The 18,825-nt window shown below is 59.6% G+C and carries 16 protein-coding genes and 1 pseudogene; 5 read left to right on the forward strand and 12 right to left on the reverse strand.

What is annotated here, in order from left to right; genetic code table 11:
• The first annotated feature begins 25 nt into the window (after positions 1-25).
• From ACOI2T_RS19210 to ACOI2T_RS19220, 3 genes and pseudogenes are all read left to right on the forward strand, one after another.
• Positions 26-889: a carbohydrate ABC transporter permease gene (locus ACOI2T_RS19210; protein WP_409504773.1), complete on the forward strand. Its 864-nt coding sequence runs from the start codon at positions 26-28 to the stop codon at positions 887-889.
• The gene (locus tag ACOI2T_RS19215; RefSeq protein ID WP_409504772.1) at positions 886-1,701 is read left to right on the forward strand and encodes a carbohydrate ABC transporter permease; all 816 of its coding nucleotides are present in this window, start codon (positions 886-888) and stop codon (positions 1,699-1,701) included. Before ACOI2T_RS19210 ends, ACOI2T_RS19215 begins: the two co-directional genes overlap by 4 nt.
• Positions 1,702-1,721: 20 nt before the next feature.
• A pseudogene (locus ACOI2T_RS19220) lies at positions 1,722-1,917 on the forward strand (ATP-binding cassette domain-containing protein); the annotation flags it as partial.
• Positions 1,918-2,062: 145 nt separating this feature from the next.
• Here the strand turns inward: ACOI2T_RS19220 and ACOI2T_RS19225 are convergent.
• The 3 genes from ACOI2T_RS19225 to ACOI2T_RS19235 all read right to left on the reverse strand — a co-directional run bounded on the left by ACOI2T_RS19225 (position 2,063) and on the right by ACOI2T_RS19235 (position 6,453).
• On the reverse strand, positions 2,063-3,763 hold the full coding sequence (locus tag ACOI2T_RS19225) for a UvrD-helicase domain-containing protein (RefSeq protein ID WP_409504941.1): 1,701 nt from the start codon (positions 3,761-3,763) through the stop codon (positions 2,063-2,065).
• A complete protein-coding gene (locus ACOI2T_RS19230) occupies positions 3,760-5,601 on the reverse strand; it encodes an ATP-dependent nuclease (protein ID WP_409504942.1) in 1,842 nt (613 codons plus the stop codon). Before ACOI2T_RS19230 ends, ACOI2T_RS19225 begins: the two co-directional genes overlap by 4 nt.
• Before the next feature lie 321 nt (positions 5,602-5,922).
• Complete coding sequence (locus tag ACOI2T_RS19235) at positions 5,923-6,453, reverse strand: hypothetical protein (RefSeq protein WP_409504943.1); 531 nt, start codon at positions 6,451-6,453, stop codon at positions 5,923-5,925.
• Between the two features lie 203 nt (positions 6,454-6,656).
• Here ACOI2T_RS19235 and ACOI2T_RS19240 point away from each other — a divergent pair, with 203 nt between their 5' ends.
• On the forward strand, positions 6,657-8,060 hold the full coding sequence (locus ACOI2T_RS19240; RefSeq protein ID WP_409504944.1) for an AlbA family DNA-binding domain-containing protein: 1,404 nt from the start codon (positions 6,657-6,659) through the stop codon (positions 8,058-8,060).
• Positions 8,061-8,980: 920 nt separating this feature from the next.
• On the opposite strand, the gene ACOI2T_RS19245 is transcribed toward ACOI2T_RS19240, so the two are convergent.
• The 8 genes from ACOI2T_RS19245 to ACOI2T_RS19280 all read right to left on the reverse strand — a co-directional run bounded on the left by ACOI2T_RS19245 (position 8,981) and on the right by ACOI2T_RS19280 (position 17,195).
• Complete coding sequence (locus ACOI2T_RS19245) at positions 8,981-9,709, reverse strand: chymotrypsin family serine protease (protein ID WP_421874063.1); 729 nt, start codon at positions 9,707-9,709, stop codon at positions 8,981-8,983.
• A gap of 710 nt (positions 9,710-10,419) precedes the next feature.
• Positions 10,420-10,770 carry a histone-like nucleoid-structuring protein Lsr2 gene (locus tag ACOI2T_RS19250; RefSeq protein WP_409504946.1) on the reverse strand — a complete coding sequence of 117 codons (351 nt, stop codon included), beginning with the start codon at positions 10,768-10,770 and terminating at the stop codon, positions 10,420-10,422.
• A 235-nt stretch (positions 10,771-11,005) separates the two neighbouring features.
• Positions 11,006-11,215 carry a hypothetical protein gene (locus ACOI2T_RS19255; protein ID WP_409504947.1) on the reverse strand — a complete coding sequence of 70 codons (210 nt, stop codon included), beginning with the start codon at positions 11,213-11,215 and terminating at the stop codon, positions 11,006-11,008.
• A gap of 620 nt (positions 11,216-11,835) precedes the next feature.
• Entirely contained in the window at positions 11,836-12,321 is a 486-nt protein-coding gene (locus tag ACOI2T_RS19260) for a hypothetical protein (protein WP_409504948.1), read from the reverse strand.
• 565 nt (positions 12,322-12,886) lie between these two features.
• The gene (locus tag ACOI2T_RS19265; RefSeq protein WP_409504949.1) at positions 12,887-13,342 is read right to left on the reverse strand and encodes a hypothetical protein; all 456 of its coding nucleotides are present in this window, start codon (positions 13,340-13,342) and stop codon (positions 12,887-12,889) included.
• Positions 13,343-13,452: 110 nt separating this feature from the next.
• On the reverse strand, positions 13,453-14,181 hold the full coding sequence (locus tag ACOI2T_RS19270) for a DUF5642 family protein (protein WP_409504950.1): 729 nt from the start codon (positions 14,179-14,181) through the stop codon (positions 13,453-13,455).
• A gap of 12 nt (positions 14,182-14,193) precedes the next feature.
• Positions 14,194-15,627, reverse strand: coding sequence for a hypothetical protein (locus tag ACOI2T_RS19275; RefSeq protein WP_409504951.1), 1,434 nt, complete (start codon positions 15,625-15,627; stop codon positions 14,194-14,196).
• 1,133 nt (positions 15,628-16,760) lie between these two features.
• Positions 16,761-17,195 (reverse strand): hypothetical protein, encoded by a 435-nt coding sequence (locus ACOI2T_RS19280; protein ID WP_409504952.1) that lies wholly within the window; start codon positions 17,193-17,195, stop codon positions 16,761-16,763.
• 174 nt (positions 17,196-17,369) lie between these two features.
• Here ACOI2T_RS19280 and ACOI2T_RS19285 point away from each other — a divergent pair, with 174 nt between their 5' ends.
• A complete protein-coding gene (locus ACOI2T_RS19285) occupies positions 17,370-17,531 on the forward strand; it encodes a hypothetical protein (protein WP_409504953.1) in 162 nt (53 codons plus the stop codon).
• A 153-nt stretch (positions 17,532-17,684) separates the two neighbouring features.
• Here the strand turns inward: ACOI2T_RS19285 and ACOI2T_RS19290 are convergent, their stop codons facing one another.
• Entirely contained in the window at positions 17,685-18,614 is a 930-nt protein-coding gene (locus ACOI2T_RS19290; RefSeq protein ID WP_409504954.1) for a hypothetical protein, read from the reverse strand.
• Positions 18,615-18,825 lie beyond the last annotated feature (211 nt).

Below are 18,825 nucleotides of genomic sequence, written 5' to 3' on the forward strand. Positions count from 1 at the left end.
CGGCCACTTCCGTGAGGACGCGCAGATGAAGTTCAAGTACGGCATGCTCATGCCCCTGCTCGCCCTGTTCGGCGTGGCCGTCGGGTTCCCGCTCTGCTACGCCGCCTACCTGTCGGTCACCGACTACAAGCTCACCGACCGCGAACCCCCCGGATTCGTCGGCGTGGCGAACTTCACGAACGCGCTGTCGAACACCGCATTCTGGGAGGCGTTCGGCACCACCGCGATCTACGTCCTGATCGCGGTGAGCGTCGAACTCGTGCTCGGCTTCTCGCTCGCGCTGGCACTGCATCAGCAACGGTGGGCCAAGGACCTGTCGCGCGCGATCGTGCTGGCGCCCATGTTCATCACGCCCATCGCCGTGGGCCTGATCTTCCGGTTCCTGCTCAACGACCAGATCGGTGCCATCCCCGCACTGCTGCACGCGGTCGGCGCCGACTACGACTTCTTCGGCGCCGGCCGCGCCTTGCTGACGCTGGCCTTCATCGACGTCTGGCAGTGGACCCCGTTCATGGTGCTGCTGATCCTCGCGGGCCTGGAGTCGATGCCCAAGCAACCCCTGGAAGCGGCCAGGGTCGACGGCGCCGGACCGATCTATCGGTTGCGGCGCGTGATGATCCCGATGCTCGCACCGGTGCTCACCGTGGCGGTGCTGCTGCGCGGCCTCGACGCGCTGCGCGTGTTCGAGTACGTCTACGCCACCACGCGCGGCGGCCCGGGCACCGAAACCCAGACCCTGCAGTACTACATGTACCTCGAAGGCATCCAGTTCTTCCGCCTCGCCCAGGCCAGCGCGATGGCGTTCGTCGTCCTGGTTCTGGTGCTCGCGGTGATCGTGGTGGCGTTCCGCACGATGGAACGCAGCCGGGAAGGAAGCTCCGCCCGATGAGCCGACCACGCTGGCTGGAGACCCTGCGCATCGCCGTCCTGACGGCGGCGTTCATCTTCGTGCTGTTCCCAATCGCCTGGGTGGCGCTGGCGAGCTTCAAGACGCCTGCGCACATGTCCGAGCCGTTCCTGCTGGCCTTCTCGCCGACCATGGACAACTGGCGGGCGGTGCTGGAGTCGGGCATCTTCGCCGCGGCCGGGCGCAGTGCGCTCGTCGGACTGGTCACCGTGAGCATCAGCCTGGTGGTCGGCAGCATGGGTGCTTACGTCATCGCCAAGTACCGGGCCGGCGGATCGCTGACCCGGTTCGGCATGCTGGCCGCCCAGGTCGTGCCGCCCGCGGTGATGGTCTTCCCGTTCCTGACCATGGCGCATGCCCTGCGGCTGACCGACACTCTCGCGCCGGTGATCTTCGCGCATCTGTCGTTCGTGCTGCCGCTCGTGACGTGGTTTTTGATCGGGTTCTTCGAGGCCGTACCGCCGTCGTTGGAGGAGCAGGCCCGCGTCGACGGTTTCACGCGGTGGCAGGCGTTCCGGCTCGTCGTGCTGCCGCAGGTGTTTCCTGGCATCGGCGCCGCAGGCATCTTCGGCTTCACGCTGTCGTGGAACGACCTGTTCTACGGGCTGATCCTGGCGCCGGGCAACGCCGCGATCCTTCCGGTGGCGATCTCGAACTTCAACACGTTCCGCGGTGTGCAGATCGGCACCATGAGCGCGGCCATCATGATCGCGATCATCCCGGTCGTGGTGGCCAGCTTCTTCATCCAGCGACGCCTGGTCCAGGGGATCAGCGGCGGCGCGGTCAAGTACTAGACAAGCAAGGTTGGAACAAGATGGCAGCGGTGACATTCTCGGCGGTCAGCAAGTCCTACGGGGCCGCGACCGTGGTTTCCGGACTCGACCTCGAGCTCGCCGACGGCAGCATGACGGTCCTGGTCGGCCCATCGGGATGTGGTAAGACGACCTCGTTGCGGATGCTGGCCGGCCTTCGAGGCGGTGACCTCGGGAACCATCCGCATCGGCGACCGGGGCCTGATGGGAGAACTATCGAAACCGTACGTGAGGGAGCACATAGATCGGTTACTGTGGCCAGGCCGATGATTCGAACCGGGACTTCGTAGCCCTGGATCGGTTCAACTATGAATGGGTTGGTGCCCGAGGTCGACCCTGGAATTCACGGGTTGATCAGCGGCAGAGTGCTGTTGGGGCGAACGATGACTACCTTGTGACGAGCCCGAGTCACCGCGACACGAAGGAGCCGGCGACCAGACATGTGGGGTGGATCCTCGCGCCTGTCGTAGAAGGTGCTTCTGTAATGACCCTCGACGATGATGACCCCGTCGAACTCCTTTCCTTTCGATTTGTGAACGTTCATCAGAATGCAGCCCTGAGGTTCGCGCAGCTCTGACGTGATGCGCCCCTGGTCGAGGGTCCTGCGTACGAGTTCGACTGCATTGTCGTAGCCACCTGAGCGATCCCACTGCTCTGCGAGACGACCGCCGATCTCGTCTGTAGCGCCAAACAGTCGAACGAACCTAACGGCCTGAATAATGTCGTGAACGCCTGCGGCTGCGATTACGTCCCGAGCCAGTTTCCAATCGGATGCGGGATCACCTCGCAATTCAAACCCGTTCTCTCTTAAGGCAATGAGCTGCTTGGCACTCTTCAGTCGCACGTTCTTGCCGGCGACCAGGAGTTCGGCGTTGGTTCGATAACTGTCACGCGCTGCAGCAGCGCTGGCGGTCACCTTGAGCGCATTCTTGACTTCGTAGAAATTCGCAACCGCAGAGAGTGTCCGCATAACACCTTCCTTCGAATCGCGCAGCGGCCATTCCAGTATTGATGCAACAACCTGCGCAGCGGCTGCTGTGACTTCTGCGTCCCAGAGAACGTCATGTGACACCGGTTTGAGCTGCGTGCCGTTGAATGTCCGCGTGCTGCTAAGCCAACTGGACACGTCGGAAACCAAGGAGTTTGCACGTGTGAGTACTGCGATGTTGGGTCGCTCGATCCCCTTTTTTCGAAGTTCGCCGAAGAGCCATAGGACTGAGGTGTGCGTTGTGGATTCGAGCGCCCGCGGATAGACCGTCCTAACAATTACATCTGAGGTTACAGGGAGTGTTCGATTGCGAAGGATGGCGTCGGCGAACTGGAGTATTCCAGCGTCGGGACTTCGGTGGTTCTCTCCGCCGAGATCGAACTCCGCTGGACCAAGGATTTGGCGAACATGGTTGAGTCGGTCGGGGTCGACGTTGTCGTCGTACTCGAAGATTCGTTGGTCAGGATCCGCCAGAATGATGACGTTGCTTCGGAGAGCTAGCGCTTGCACAAGTTCCCATTGAGCATCGCTCGTGTCCTGAAACTCGTCGAGGATGATGACAGGAAACCGGTCGGCTACTAGTTCCGCCACTTTCGGTACGCCGCCGATCAGACTGGCTGCGCCGCTCGCGAACTGATCAAATGCGTACACGCCTTCCTCGATAGCCAGCCTGCGACGTTCGTCGCTCCAGTCGCCGTTGAAGTTTGTCTTGACAACTTTCTCTCGGTCCGGGAATAGGATCCGCGCAGGACTGCCTGTCAGCAGCCGTCCATGTGCGCGAAGAATGTCCATGCAGTAGGCGTGGTACGTCTGAACCGAGATATAAGTGCGTTCGGATGCAGTCAGGACATCGCGACATCGCAGCATGACCTGGCGCACCGCCGCTCGCGAAAAGCTAAGGAAGAGAATCTGTTGACCGGGCTCCAGCGTGGGTATCAGACGCTGCGTTTTGAGCAGCGAAAGAGTCGTTTTTCCCGAGCCAGGGCCACCAAGCACCATAACCCGGCCATCTTGGTCGTAGGCCTCTCGCGCTTGACCCGCCAGCTCGAAAGTCATTCGCCCTCTGGCGATGCTGGGAGTTCTTCTGCGGCAGGGATGGCCTCTGGCTCTGCACGGAGATCTTCATCGATCGCTACTAATATGGCTACCAGCTCTTGTGGGAGTTCGGCCTCAGTATCGCATTGCTCAATCAACATCGCAGCGTAGGCAAATGCCTCACCTTTTCGGGCCTTCAGAACTTTGAACGTTAGCTTGCTTATCTCATCATCCGACGCTGCCGGGTTGTACGGTAATCTTGTTGGGTAGTCCGCTCGCGTTGATACGAGGTCGAGAAATTTCCGAAGCGTCGGCACTGGTATGCCGTTGACGAGAACATCCTCAATCCCTGATTCTGGTGATTCCCAGAACCGATCAAACTCAGCACGATTAGCGACAACCTCCGCTGACGGGGTTGCATTCGGTTTATCGCAGGCACCGTAGGTCTTTTTTCCAAGCGCCTTGAATACCGGGCCAAATCGGTCCACCTCACCATCGCCCGAACACGTGAACATTGATATACCGGCGAAGTCGAGATGTGTATAACCCGCTCTGACACGCTCAAGAACCGTTGACACCGCCGGAAAAACAACACCCTCGGTCGACCCTTCGACCACTAATACACTGCGCGCGAGTATCGCTTCTGCGAATTGACGCCTGTTCGACAAGTACGTCTTGCGCTTGACCTTGGTCGAGTCGATGAGCGCACTCGCCAGCTTGGATCCGTTTCGATGCAGCATGACAATGCTGTCAGGCTCAAACTGCTCGATGACGGGAGTCGAGTGTGATGTCACGATCGCCTGGCCCATCTGTTGTAGGACATAGCGTGTTACTCGTCGCTGCGTATGTGGAGGCAACGCAATCTCAGGCTCTTCCATCGCAAATATCACCGAGTGGGTCCCTTTGAGATCAGCGATAATCGTCAGAAGGGCGAATACCAGCAGGTTGATCGAGCCTGTCCCCTGACGGCCATAGGGGACCAAGTGTTCGCTTGGCTGAGTTGCAACAAACAGCCTTACAACCTCTCGTAGATGTTGTCGCGTCAGGTCCGAAGCGAAGAAAGCCGCAGAATCATCTCCCGGAGCAAGATTCACAAACTGGCCAAGCTTTTCTTTGATGCTGTCACGAACCGTCTGAAGTTGCGGAATATCACCAATAGCAGGGTCTAGCGTCTGCAAGTGATTCAGAGTGTCCTTCCACATTTCCGCTGAGCCTTCACCTCCGAGCTGAAGGATGGTGTCGAGCAAGGATCCTCGCTGCAGGCTCAGGGCTCGTGAACCTGTGCGAAGGGCGCGTAGATACACATAGCCAACAAGGCGCTTGTGTGAACGACGAAAGCCAGATAAACCACCGCCAAGCGACGATAAATCACTAGGAACAGTCTCATCGGCGATAGGTTCTGGATGCGAGAAGAACGTATCACCGACAAAGTCGTCTTCTTCCTTGTCATATCGTCCGATGAAGCAAACAGGAAGGCCCCATTCGACTGTCTCTGACTCTGCGCGTTCCGCTCCGCCAGCTTCATCATCGATGAAAGCTCCAGTTGCATTATCCCAGAGTCGCAGGTGTTGATCGCCAAACCGACGTTGCTCCTCGACATTCAAGCCGGTGAGGACCACCTCGATTCGTACAGTGATCGGGTTGCCTTCGTCATTGATGTAATTGCCGTGGAAAAAATCATGCTCGTCTATGACTGGTCGTCGATATAGCCGCTCGGGCCCGAGTACTAAATCAATAGCCTCACAAATGGTCGACTTGCCGGCATTATTGCCGCCCACCAGAAGAGTGTGCTGCTGAAAGTGAACTTCACCCTCTTGGATGCCGCGGAAATTCTCAAGATGTAAGTAACGAACTTTCACACGCGATCCCGCCCCAAGGCACGCTCCGTTGAATTGGCATCTATCACTTCGTTAACTCCGCTTAGTAGGTTAATTATGACATAGACGCACGTGATGGGTTGGTGAAACATTTAGAAAGATTCGATTCGCATCAGGTCGCTACCGATCGACACCCGCCATTGGCCCCTCCGTTGCGAACGCCAAGATGTACCGATGGGCGTTGTATAACAGGGGACGGGACTAGTACGTGGCAGAAACGCACGAAGACTTGAAACACAAAAGAGGCCGCATCGGTCAGTATCTTCGTCCAGCCCGGCGACACGCGGCCGGACCCGGTATACCTCACGACGGCAGCGCGTTACCCAAAGACTCGATCATCTGCTGGGCCACACTGGCGGACTCTTCCGTGACCGCCTTGCTGATGCCCGATGCAATGGGGGCCAGTAGGCCTTTTAGCATAGTGACACCACGTCTAACAAAGCTTCCGTCCGGGTTGGTTTTGACCACCTCGCGTAGGACTGCGTCGCTGTTGGCGCGTAGCTCCACCTCGTCCTCAGCTTCGAGACTAAACCGGTGCGTGCTGGCCAGAAGCCGAGTTACAAGGTCAGCCAATTCCTCGTACCCGGGCGCCACCTGCTCAGTGCTCGCCCGGGTCTGGGTGACATCCTGGTTGTTCCATGCGAGTTGAGCATGGTCGCCAGTTACGGTGACAACCGGACCGTTGTAATTGTTGACCGTCGTCGCGGGCGGCAACCGCACTCCAGAGGTATCAGCCTGCAGCGGAACCCGAACCGGGTTCTTAGCGAACTCCCGCTCGATCTCCCGGGTCATCTGCCGGATGCCCTGCTTGTTTATCTTGAAGCCGCTGGCCATTCATGCCCCCTAATCTGGACTACCCCATACTCTCACGGCATCCCGGTGCTGCAGGGCACCACACGGAGCGTTGTCAGACGCCTCGGCCACGCACGAAGGGCGTCCCACCGGTCTGCGACTCCATTACCCAGATGTAATGTGATCTACGTCACACCGTGGCGTCGCTACCGACTTCTTTGTTCACAAATTGGCACGCTGGATCAGTGCCACGCTTTCCCCGCCTGTGCTCAGTCTTCGGCGTCGACATCGCCGATCTAGATGCCCCTGCGGTCCATTCAGCGATCCAGCGTGGAGAGGTCGAGGACCTCGACCTCGACTGGAAGGAAGCCGACTACCCCAAAGACAAGAATTTCGAAATCGCAAAGGATGTGGCAGCGCTCGCCAACACTCGCGGCGGAGTCATCATCATCGGGGTCCGCGAAAACAGTTCGGGACGCGCCGTTGAGGCCAAGCCGTTCAAGGTTTCACCCAAATCCTCCGAACGAGTCTCGCAAGCTTTGGGCAACCGAGTGAGCCCCTTGCTCCATGAGGTCGATATACGCGAGATACCGGCCGGGGACGGGCTCGGCTACCTGCTAATCACCGTCCCCCACAGTTCCGATGCACCACACGCGGTCCGAGACCATCCCGACGGTCCGTTGCACTATCCGATCCGCCTCGGCCGCACGACTCACTACCTGAGTGAGTATGAGGTCGCCGCACGCTACCGGGACCGGCAAGCAAGTGCAGCAGAGAGTATCGACCGGTTGGACACAATCCACGCCGAAGGCGTGTCGCGGATCGCCCTCTTTCTGGCGCCATGGCTCGCGGTGTCGATCGTGCCCAGAGGGAGAGGTGAGCGGGGTGTGGGATCGGCGGCGCTCGCCGGCGAACAAAGCTTTATCCAACGGTGGCCCCGCGAGTTCCCACCGTATGCCCAGACATGCTTTCACGAACACCAAACCAAACTGATACCCGGTATCCGACGCGCAATCGCAACGCAGACCAGACCGTACAACGGCCTGTCTAAACATCCCCACGCTGAACTGCATTACGACGGTGGAGGGTTCGCGGCCTCGTTCTTCGCGTCACCGCCACCAGACACCCGTAGCGTGAGCAACAACCCCGATGAGATTCGTCAGGACCATATGGAGCACCTGCTCTTGGAACTGCTCCTCTTCCTGAGCCACCGCGCGATCGACTGCGGCGCTTCGGGAGAATGCCTAATCAAGGCGCAACAATTGCTACCGCAGCAGACTGGTCCTCACGACGTGCCCATGCGCACCCGTGTGATGGCCCCAGAACGCACGCCGAAGCGCTATCTCGAAGACTCAGTCGACTACTTCCAACCTGAGGGCTCACTTGTTCTGAGTGGTAGACAAACTCATGCCGCTTCGGTTTCGGCATCCCTAGATGAATTGACAGCACAAACTCCACGCGCGACGGTGATCGCTGCCCACGCACTCGCCGCAGACATTCTGGGTGAGTTCGGCGTTGTCGAGCCGATGCTCTTACGGCCGGACGGGTCGCTTCGACTGACGAACGCCAGCTCCCCGCTCATGGAAAATCTTCAGCAATGGGGCCTGTCGCGCGGCCTTGAAATCACTGCACCGAAGAATTACCCATAACAGACGGGTTCCGATCATCGCTCGCATGACGGTCCGCAGTCCTGGACCTACTGGGCGATGGCCCACCATGCCAAAGAATTTCGATGAAACCGCCAAGCGCTCCCCAGCGTCTAACTCGGTATGGACGACGAAGAACGCGAAGCGCTCAAAGCTGAAGGTCTCAACCCGGATGATCCGAGATTGAGAGCGGCTCTAGACCTAGTCCGGTGGGAACTGTCGCTATTCGCTAGCACATTTATGCCTGACGCGACACGCCCGAAGTGGCAAACCATACGACACGCCGAACGAACTTGGATTTTTATCCACACTTCAGCCTGACCTGGGTAAACAGCCGACATGCTGCAGTTCAAGGATGGCGAGAAGCTCGTTATCCACAGGGCGGATGGGCGTTCAGCGGCGTTGTGGACAGAATTGCCAACAGGGTGAGTGTCGCAGTACGCCAGAAAGGTCTACGGTCTGCGCCATGACCGCTACGGGCTACGCAATCACTATTGCCGCGACTATGGCATTGCCATTTTGTGCATGGCTGACGTTCTCCGCGTTGGTCACTCACCTGAATCCAAGGGAAGCCGAGAGAATCATCCGCGCAACAGGTCGTTGGTATCCCCTTCGGATGCCGTGGAGATGGCCATGGCACAAGTGAGATGGTTAGGAGATCGTGCCAACGAAGCCGTCGCGCCAGACAGCTCCAGCTCGGTCACGGTCACGGTCATCGACGGTCATGAAACCTCCCTGACATCGTCGTTCAATTGCTCGCGGGTCCAGCCTTTCCGGGAGTGCCTAGTCGCGAATTCTCCACCACTCTTCGTTAGGTACGTGGCATGGGGTGGTACGCGGGATTGACGGGCAGCGAATACCGCCAGCCCCGGTCTACGGCTACAGCGCGAGAGGCAGGCGACGATGCAAGCATCGGCAAGCACTCAGGTTGTCCACACCTTGAAGTTGTTTCCCCAAACTGTGGGATTCAGGCGGATCATGTCGATAACCGCCCCTATAGGCTGCGCCTGGCTGCCCGCACCGCCACCTTCGCTCTCCTGGTCACCGCTCGATCCCATCCCGACGATCGTCGGACCAGTCGTGTACCAGGCACACCCGGAATCACCGGGCAGCTGCACCATGTCTGACCACATCACAGCCAAATCCGGCCGGTCCTTGACGTAGCTCACGTTTTCGATCACACCGTTCGTTTTCTTCGTGCGCTGGCCATACTTTGAGACGTAGTCCCCCTCCGATATCCCACGGCTCACGTCGGTAAAGAATGGGTCGAGCGAGAACTGGTCGTACACGACAAAGACGGTGTAGCCCCGCGATCCGGTCAGGTTGCCGCGGCCGTCTTCGTCGTCAGGCTTCCACGCGACAACCTCGCCGATCTGAACGCCGTTGCCCGCATATACCGCTTGGTTCGGGACTTGGTCTGAGCAGTGTCCCGCTGTCACTGCCAGCCGATCGTCTCGCTCGTTGATCCCGAAGAACCCAAGCGTGCAGCGGTGCCTGCCGATGTCGATGGCCATCCCCACATTCAGATCGGCCCCCGCAAACGCCTTCGGGGCGACGATCAGCGGAACCCCCACGATCGCGAGTACCGCGCCAAAGCCTGCAACTCTCCACCAGCAGTCCGGAATAACTCCGTTGCAACGACGCGCAGCCACGGGGCGGATCCGCCCCCATCCCCAATTCACGGCTAATACCCTATTGCCACCAACCGACAGTCGCGTACGCCAAATCGGGTTCCGCCGATCATCCGTGACCATTCCGCGGTGACTGCTTGGGGCAAGCGGTAAGTACAGAACTGCGGCGTCGCCTGAGTTGGTCCGAGACGATCCTTGTCCGCTTTCCCGACGAGACAACGTGGACATACCGAGAGTCCCCCACTTGATCTGGGAAGCCTTCACCGCTGCCGGGCAATCACGAGGTGAGTACCTTCACCGGTACTTGACGGCAGACCGAATGACCCCTGGCCGAGCTAATCTCCAAACAGCCAATCACCACACGTGAACCGACAACGCAGAAAATCAACAACTTCGGCGATGTGGCCATCCGCGCCAGAAATACGCGGCCCGTGGGTCTGGCTCTTTTGGGCAGTTTCAACGGGTCGAAGTCGCGACACCGGGTAATCCAGCGCGCCGCCTCGGCAGGCAGATAGAGCTCCCTGTCGCGGCGGCCCCAGGGCGAATGAGTCCGGCCCGGCCCGCCGAGACGGGTGTCTCGTCCGCCGAATAGGCTGGCACCGGCGACCAGAAGTTGTTGACCATCCAACGCCGAATCTCTTCATGGAGAAGCGGCCACCACTCGTCAATTGCGGCGGCTGGCGAATCCGCATCGGCGTTGTCCTGCAACGCGATCCCCTTGCGACCGCAGGTTAGTGCGCCGCCTCGAAGGCCTCCACCACCTCGGCCTTGATCCGGCCCCGATCAGATACGTCGTAGCCGTTCTTTCTGGCCCAGGTGCGGATCGCGGCCAGTTGTTCCTTGGAAGCAGGGGCGCTGGCAACACCGCTCGTTTTTGGGCGCCGGCCCCGCGAGCCGCGTACCTTGGCGGCCGCCTGAACGTACGGTTTGATTGCCTTCTCCAACTTGGCAACATTCGCCGTCGATAAGTCGATATGGTAATCGACGCCACGGAAGGAGAATTCGACCCGCTCACCGCTGCCTTCGGGGATCTCACTGCCGTCGATATCGTCAATAAGTTGCCGCACTATGCGCTCGGCCATGAACCTCAACTCCTTTGTCGCATCGGCTTCGTTCCCCTCGATTGCAGCGATACTGTACACCGGATCTCGGGCGGGAATCGAATTCCTAAGCTGACGGAATGGGCCTGCAAAATTGAAAATGTACGATGAGTGGTGACCGTCGGGCTCACGCGGGCCTCGAACGAATCCCTTCCGCCACTTACGTTTTCGATGGAGCGTATCGCCGCGCCTGGCAGGATCCAGATCCGGGCTGCGGCTACAGGTCGGTCTTTTTGACGATGCGATCGTCGATGACGGCCCACATTGGTCCACCGTGCACAAGTGTTGAGTCGTACAAGATCCATCCGTCGATATCATCGTCGTTGGTGTTGTCGGTCAGTTCGATACACGCGCTGCCAGAGCTATCGAGCAATACCAGGATCATGTTGCCACGCTTCGGCTGGGCACCGGCGCGATGGACCATCACCCATTTAATCTGCAACCGCCAGCGAGCGGCTACGCATCGGCGGGAATCGTTCTATGCCTAACACTCGGCCACGTCATTAGGTACGGCTCTCGGCTGCCGTTTGTCTGGTGTCTTTGACGTCTGGGCTCGGCTCGCCGTTCGCGGGCTCGCCACTCCTGGTCTGTGACGAACGGGTGAATCTACAGTTTGAGGTCGAGAGTTAAACGAATTCGCTATGCGTCGAATCGACGCCAAATGGTTTTCGATCCGTCTTCATGTACGCCACTCGGACGATATCCTCTAGCGCGCGCTCTTGCGGCTTCCGAGTGAATTGCGATGGTGTCGAGAAGGCTCACGAGACCACGCGTTTCCATCGCCCACAACACTGCTGGCTCAATTGACTTGATGCCCAGGTCAGACGGCCTCGTGTCAGGCGCAAACTCCAGTAGACCGGCATATGCATCAAGAACGGCTTCGATCAAACTGTGCTCGCGTCGCAGACGGCTCGCCTGGCTCTGCGGGATATCGGACATGTCGGCGCCCTTCTCGCGGGGCCCACCGTTGTGGACTACGCACGAGAATACCTACCAGCGCGAAGGCGAGCAATCGCACACTGGTAGGGAGGTTCGGGTTCTCAGCGCCTACACAGGTTTCAGGTCGGGACGGCGCACCCCCAAGGCTGCCAGTGCTCGGCGCAGCCGATCATCATCCACCTCGATGACGGTCGCCTCCGCAATATCGGTTTCCGCGAGGCCGAGAATCCGCGCCACATCTTTCGCAAACGCGTGGACAAGCTGTTCGGACTCCTCCGAGGTGTCGGCCACGCAGAAGGTCATCACGATCGTGCCGTCGTCCAGCAGGGACGAGAGCATGCCGCGCCCGAGCGCGTGACGCGACAGAAAGTCGAGGAACGAGTCCAAGACCTCTTCCCGCCGCAGCTTCGATTCAATCTGGATTCGCCCCTTGCAGCGCGAGTCCAGTAACGCGTCGCGCTCGGTGTCGTCGACACCGATATCCATCAGCATATTGCGAGCCTCGGCGGCCATGTCGGATTCGTCAGGACGGCGGATGTAAGGAGTCCGACTGTCCGCCGGCAGTCCAAGTGGAGCAATGGCAGGCTTAGCCATATCAACACCTTCGGTTGGGGGTTGCCTCCGCTCCATGTACTACCAATTGTAGTAGAGAGAGCCGGGCGGAACAAGCCATCATTCCTGGTCAGAGCTGTTTTCTGGTCGGCGACTCGACGTATCGTCGTCGGAAGGGCGGGCATGTCAGATGGTCGCGTCGGGCATCCGGAGCAACCGCATGGGATAGTGGCATCACCGTCGCCTGGCGCAGACTCCGGAGAAAATCCCATCGATGTAATTTAACCAGCACCCGCCGACAATCTGCCGTCGCAAGCTGAGGTGTCAGACCGAAATTTTTCATCGGCATCTCCTCAGGCCGGGACGGAATCCCGGATAGCTTAAGCTGCTGACACCCATTGTCGCTAATCGAGGGCGCGCCGTCACGAGTTTTTACCGACTTGTCAGCTAAACTTGATACTTTTCGCAGTCGGCATAACCCCTTACGGGTTGCGATGGCAGCAATTCCGTCTTACGACGTGGCCACGTCGTCGCCATCGGCCTTCGTCGCCGCTCAACTCCCCCGCATGTCGCCTGCGCCATGGAAGCTCGCGACGACGAGACACCGCTAAGCAGGTATGTCGATGATGCGGCGGTCGGCGGTGTATGCCTCTAGAGGGCGCAGGGTGTAGTCGTGTGGGATGTCGCCGGTGGTGTAGTAGGTGTAGAACAGGTCGGCGGCTTCTTCGGCGTCGAAGACTTCCAATGTGGTGACGCGCAACGTTTCTTGCGGAAGCGTGATTTCGACGTCGACGGCTGGCTTCTCCTCGTCGGGATGCGGGTGCCCGACGGCGTACTTGACGTAGTCGGCTCCCCACTGTTGTCCGCCGGGTTTCTTGATCTGCAGGGACATTGCCTCTGCGCTGCCGCCGGCTTGTAGGAACTCGGTGAGCGGTAGGTCTTTGACCGGCACCTTGTCGTCGAATCCTGGTGGCAGCGCCCACAACATGACGCCCCAGCGCTGCGTGCCGTTCAATTGGCGCAACCAGCCGGCCAGCGTTCCACGGCCCCTGCGATTACCCATGGAGACGATATATTCGCCTCCGTTGGACTCCATCACATGCGTGTTCACGGTCCCCCTCCTCCGCTTCCTTGCGTCCGCCGATGTCCCACTATGTCAGGTCAGATGTCGTTCTACGTTGCGCGGACGACGGCGACTGCGGCGGTGAACAGTTGTTGGGCGGGTGTGGGGTCGATGTCGCGGTGGCTGCCAGGCGGCGGGGTGCCACTGATCGTCACGGCGACGATGTGGTGATCGTCGAGAGTGGCGGTGTAGGCGTACTGCACAGTGTCGAATCGCTGCCCGTCGCCGTCTGTCACAGAAGCGCTGACCCGCACCCCCTGGGTGGCGATCCCGTCGCCGACCGACGGCGCGCCCACCACGGTGGTCAGACCGTCGATGTAGCCCGGCTGGACGAACACCACCGCGTCGCACTGCGGCATGTCCGGTACGGGCGGCAACGCGTCAGGTGTCCTCATGGCAGCCACGGTGATGAAGCGGTCAGCACCTTCGCCTCGCAAGCCCTCAATCGTCGCGCCGATCGGCATCGACTGCGCGGCGTTAGCCTGGTCAGCGCATTCGGCGGGAAGGAACGTCGCTCCCTCCATTGGGTCTTGCTGCTCTTTGGCATAGTCCTCGGTGATGGTCTTGGTGTCGGTCTGTGTCACCTGAAAACCCGGCGGAAACTGCGACTGCACCTGGTGCACTTTCGCCAGGTCCAAACCGTGGGCCGGATCGACGCCAGGCTGGTTGTTGACCAGCCAGACCGATCCGCCCACGACGGCAGCGACGGTGAGCATGGCCGCGCCGGTCGCCCATGCGCGCATCGGGACTTCACGGAGATACATCAGGACTCGTGTCATCGGGATGCTCCTTTAGGGGATGGGCACGAAGCGGATATTGCGCAGGACCGACAGGCCGCCCACGGCAATACGCCCGACCACGTCGCCGGTGGCCTCGGCGAAGTCGACGGTCTTTTGCCATGCGCTCTTTGGCGGTGTCAGCTCGGCGGGCGGATGGGCCAGCACCTCACCGATGGCGGCTTGACGCTGGGTGATGAGCGGCTTGAGCCGTGACAACGCGTCCAACTCGGCCACCGCGGTCGGGGTGGTCTGTAGGTTCGGCAGCGCTTGCAGTGATTCGACGCGGTCTACCAATGTGTTCAATTCCCGCTGCAGCGCCTCGCCTTCCAGCCGCAGGCTGGCCAGCGGGTCGGCAGTGTTCGGAATCAAGACCGGTCCCGGTGCCGGGGTGGACCATCCCGGTAGCCGTGGCGTACCGACCGGTTTGGGGGTGGGAATGGTGACGTTCGGCGGGAGCGGCATGCCGGTCGGGTTCACCGGTGCCCCGATCTGTGGCGGCGCGGCTGGTCGCGGTGTCACCGTGGCCGGCATGCCGGGAATGTTGAGCGGTGTCTGGGGTGCCGCCGACACCGGCGGCATTTCCACCGGCGCCCGGGTCACCGGAACCTCCGGCGGCGACTGCACCGCAGGCAGTTCGGGCGCGGTGCGCAGCGGCGGAACCTCGACGGGCTGACTGACCGGGGCCTCGGGTGCTGCTGTCACGACCGGTGCCTGCGGTAGGCGCGGGACCTGTTGCGGTTGCGGCGGGTCGGCCGGGGTCTGTCGGACCACTTCCGGTCCAGGCTGCGGCGGCAGCTCCTGGGCAGCCGGCGTGGCCTGTTCTGGCTGGGGCTGCGACGGGATACGGGGCGTTTCTATGTCTTCAACGTCGACAATCTCAATCTCTTGACCGTCGAGCTTGCCGCGCGCCGGCACGCCGTCCTTAACCAGACCATCGACGATCTTCTGGTTCTTGGTTCGGTTCGCGCCCCTAACCTTGTGTTCCAAACCAATAAGTCGGCGAGGCGCCCCCGGGCGCTGTTCAGAATCAGGGTCCTCGACCAGTCCGTCGTAGTAGCGGGTCCGTTTGACGCCGTCTTTGTCGGTAATCGTGACCCGGACCTTCCGGCGGATCACTGTTTGGCCAGTTCGTTCTTCGTGGTTGGTGAAGCCGAGTTCTTCCTCGTCGCGGCCGTCCAAACCGCTATTTCCTGACGTGAAGTTGCCGTCTCCGCGGCGGCCCGGATACTCGGTGTGCGGTTCGCGCGGCCCGGCCTTGCTGGTGCTTCGCGACGGCCGCTGGCTTGGTTTCTTATCCGACTGCTTCTTATCGGATTGCTTCTTGTCTGACTTTTTCTTGTCGTCCTTGTCTTTCTTCTTGTTGTCGCCCGGCTTGGAACTGTTGCCACCCGGCTTGCCCGGCTTCGGCGTTGCGACAGCACTCGCCATGCCATAGCTGGACGTCACAGACGTGGCGTACGGAACCATGACCAAAGACAGAACAACAATGCACGCTACAAGTAGCTGACTGATCCGCTTCGCGCCATGGCGAAGGTTCATTCTCCCCGACATATGCTCCCCCGACTACTTGAAGGCCGACGATGGCCTCGCTCGACGAAGCGTATCCTATGTTTGCTGTGAGCGCGCAGCAACCTCACCGTGCAGTCGCGAGCAGGCCAGTGTCGGCAGTTTGCCCGATGCCACTAACGCCGATTGCTAGACGGCTCCGGCGTGACGCCGCCGCTCTGACTCGCCTCAGTGCTGCGGCGACGGGGCGCTGTCAGAAGCGCGCGCATAAGCTACGCCCATGGGAGTTCCGACCCACGTGATGGTCTTTTGCGGCGATATCGCACACACCATGGGCCGCGATGCCGGGCCAGAGCAGTTCCTGCGGCGCCGACACGATCATCGAGCGCACGGATCGGCCGATCATCGCGCCAGAGGACGCATTCCTCGGCCAACTGGCACCAACCCGGTACCAGTGGCGCGCAACCGTACCCAGAGAGGCTCTCACGCGGCCAAAAAGCCATCGCCGAACAGCGCCAACGCGCATGTGACGTCGCCCTGGTTAGCGCCACTAAACAAAAACGAACCCAACTGACGTTGGGTTCGAATGATGAACTTGTGACGGAAGGAACGGGATGGCTTTCGAACCCCTCACCAGAGACGAAACGGCTGCTAGACAGCAGTTTCGGCGGCGCGTGAGGGTTGGTCGGTCTCGCTCTGGACAACGGCCAGGGCACTCAAAGCTGTCGGCATCCAGTTTGTTGGACCGTCGTGGACGAGGACACGCCAGCCTGGAAGTGCCGTGCGCTCAGGTATCCAATAGTCGACATGGTGCGTGGTTGGCAGTCGGTCGGCAGCTTCGGACACTCGGTACGCCAGCTGGTTGTTGCTGGTGATAGCGATGAACGGTTGGTCCTGCCAGAAATATGCCCCGCAGTCATACAGTTCGCCTGGCGTGATTCCCGGCACTCCAGTTCGCAACTCCTGCAGAAAGGCCGCTCGCTCCTCCATCGTCTGCGTCGTACTAATGATGGCCTTCACGATAAGGCGCAGGTTCGGATGGTCGAGCGGAATGCCGTCGATCCGTACCGATTTTAGACGCAGCCGTAGGTGTAGTAGTTGTAATAGCCGTAACTCGTTGTGAACACTGGGCTCGCGCTTGCATCTACCGTGTCGTCCGATATGTCAATATCGACAGATGCGGCCAGAATCATAGCAACGCAAGCGATAGAAACAGCCCGTGCAATCATCCATCTCGTCAGGTTCTTTGCGCCGATTGCGTCTTTGTAGATGGCAACGTAGGAGCCAACCGCGATACCGAGTAAAGCCATTCCGCCGCCGGCAAGTGTTCCTCCGCCCCAATTGAAACTCGTGGCAATCACAACCCAGATTGCGCAGGCGACGACATAGATACTCGCAAGAAAAAGCGCCCCTCCGACGAGCCTGTCCTTCAATGTTTTGTCCGGCGCTTCAGCTTGCGCGCTATTTCGAGCAGTCGGTTCCGGTCCGGGTTTATCGTTGGGCCCCATACGTCCCCTCTATTCGACTCAACACATCCAGTTGACTATATATACATAATAACCTATAACTATTCATGCGGCAACACGACAAATTGTTGGGAGCTCCAAGAACTTACCGGGAATGTAAAGCTTTGGAGCTCTCAACAATCCGATGAGGGCAATTCAATGAGTATTGGAGGCCCCATGAGTGACGCCCAGGCGCTGATCGGCATGGTCGTTTTTTTCACGTTCCTCGGCACTATAACAAGCGCATACAGCGACGTGATTGACCTGCCCCTGAAGCTTGGTGTGGCTGGTATCGCAATGAGTCTCATACCTCTTGCCATCCTTGTATCGTCACACTGACAATCTGGCCAGCCACAAGCCAGGCACCCCGGAAAGCAATATGCTTTCCGGGGTTTTTACTCTTATGACGAATCCCTGGAGGATCCATGGTCGCACGTGCGAATGGGTTGGTCCCGTGGATGCAAATCGCTTTAATCCCCCCAGCGCCTGGCTCTACCCACTCAGCATGTTGTACGCCTCGATCAAAATCTCACCCGTCCGGGCCGCATGCTGGCGCTTCCTGGTAATCAACGAAGGCAACGCAATCCAGCCGTCAACAACCGCATTCAAATCGGCACCGGTCATAAGAATCAATGTCGACCGCCGGTTGGAATGTAGAGTTATCGCGGTGTCCTGAAAGCCGTTCATGGAAATGAACAGTCCGAGGGTGTTATCGAGCTTACGGCCGACTTTTCCTTCGAACGAGTCCAGCTCGTCCCCAGGTGTAAGGCCATCCCGCCAGCGCGCTTCGAGAATATATTCGGTGCCTTCGTGAGTAAACGCCCCATCGATCTGTTCACCCGTTGTTCTGAATGATCCTTTAGCGTCAATATCGAAAACCGCAAATAGTTGGATTAGAAATTTTTCGAGCGCGTATCCACGTGCTTGCGGCGCAAGCTGCACAATCTTGTAGAAATCAGCCTTCAAGGATTCCAGCTGCTCTTTGGTGGCGCGATCAGCCTCAGCCTGCAGCCGGTCTCGCTCCCGTCGCTGTGCAGCACGCTCGGCATCACTCCGTAACTTCAGGTACGGCTCGACCTGCTTGCGTAACGATTCAAGTGCAGCGATTGCCGCCGCGTATTTTCGATCGCCGTCCTCGACAGACTTCAGATATGACGGGTCCTTGATCTCAGATGTTGCGATCAGAATACTTAGGAGGTCGTCAAAATGCCTGTGCTGGTCCGCTGCGAGCGAATCGACAAGTTGCGCGATGATATTTCGCTTGTATACGCCCACACCCCAATCCAGCTGCGCGACAATCGCTCGCTCACTGACACAAGACATCAGGAATGCGCGCAGATCGTTCTTGTACCAGAATGCCTGTAATAGAGCTTCCTTCAGAGCTGGGAGGATCGCCGGGCTGATTCGTTTGGCACTACTCATACAGCTCCATCGTTAGGCAAACCGTCGCGGGTGTCCCAAGCAGGACATAGCCGGTCTGATGATACGTCCCGTTTTTTTCTTTCTGGCTAGGTCATGTCCTCAGATCTCCTTGGCGCATCCACGGCATCGGTGTGGGCGCTTGAAGTGGGTGCCCGTTCGCGGTTGCTGGCGGCCATCTCGTTCGTATCAAGCCGAGCGCACAGGAACTCGC

The sequence above is a fragment of the Mycolicibacterium wolinskyi str. Jessa 2025 genome (assembly GCF_049241375.1).
In the GTDB taxonomy this organism is placed as follows: Bacteria; Actinomycetota; Actinomycetes; order Mycobacteriales; family Mycobacteriaceae; genus Mycobacterium; species Mycobacterium wolinskyi.

Excerpts from the sequence above, each read along its gene's own strand:
- ACOI2T_RS19280 (WP_409504952.1), bottom strand. The coding sequence starts at position 17,195 with ATGGGGCCCAACGATAAACCCGGACCGGAACCGACTGCTCGAAATAGC.
- ACOI2T_RS19290 (WP_409504954.1), bottom strand. The coding sequence starts at position 18,614 with ATGAGTAGTGCCAAACGAATCAGCCCGGCGATCCTCCCAGCTCTGAAG.
- ACOI2T_RS19225 (WP_409504941.1), bottom strand. The coding sequence starts at position 3,763 with ATGACTTTCGAGCTGGCGGGTCAAGCGCGAGAGGCCTACGACCAAGAT.
- ACOI2T_RS19285 (WP_409504953.1), top strand. The coding sequence starts at position 17,370 with ATGAGTGACGCCCAGGCGCTGATCGGCATGGTCGTTTTTTTCACGTTC.
- ACOI2T_RS19215 (WP_409504772.1), top strand. The coding sequence starts at position 886 with ATGAGCCGACCACGCTGGCTGGAGACCCTGCGCATCGCCGTCCTGACG.
- ACOI2T_RS19235 (WP_409504943.1), bottom strand. The coding sequence starts at position 6,453 with ATGGCCAGCGGCTTCAAGATAAACAAGCAGGGCATCCGGCAGATGACC.
- ACOI2T_RS19270 (WP_409504950.1), bottom strand. The coding sequence starts at position 14,181 with ATGACACGAGTCCTGATGTATCTCCGTGAAGTCCCGATGCGCGCATGG.
- ACOI2T_RS19210 (WP_409504773.1), top strand. The coding sequence starts at position 26 with ATGAAGTTCAAGTACGGCATGCTCATGCCCCTGCTCGCCCTGTTCGGC.
- ACOI2T_RS19265 (WP_409504949.1), bottom strand. The coding sequence starts at position 13,342 with ATGGGTAATCGCAGGGGCCGTGGAACGCTGGCCGGCTGGTTGCGCCAA.
- ACOI2T_RS19250 (WP_409504946.1), bottom strand. The coding sequence starts at position 10,770 with ATGGCCGAGCGCATAGTGCGGCAACTTATTGACGATATCGACGGCAGT.
- ACOI2T_RS19260 (WP_409504948.1), bottom strand. The coding sequence starts at position 12,321 with ATGGCTAAGCCTGCCATTGCTCCACTTGGACTGCCGGCGGACAGTCGG.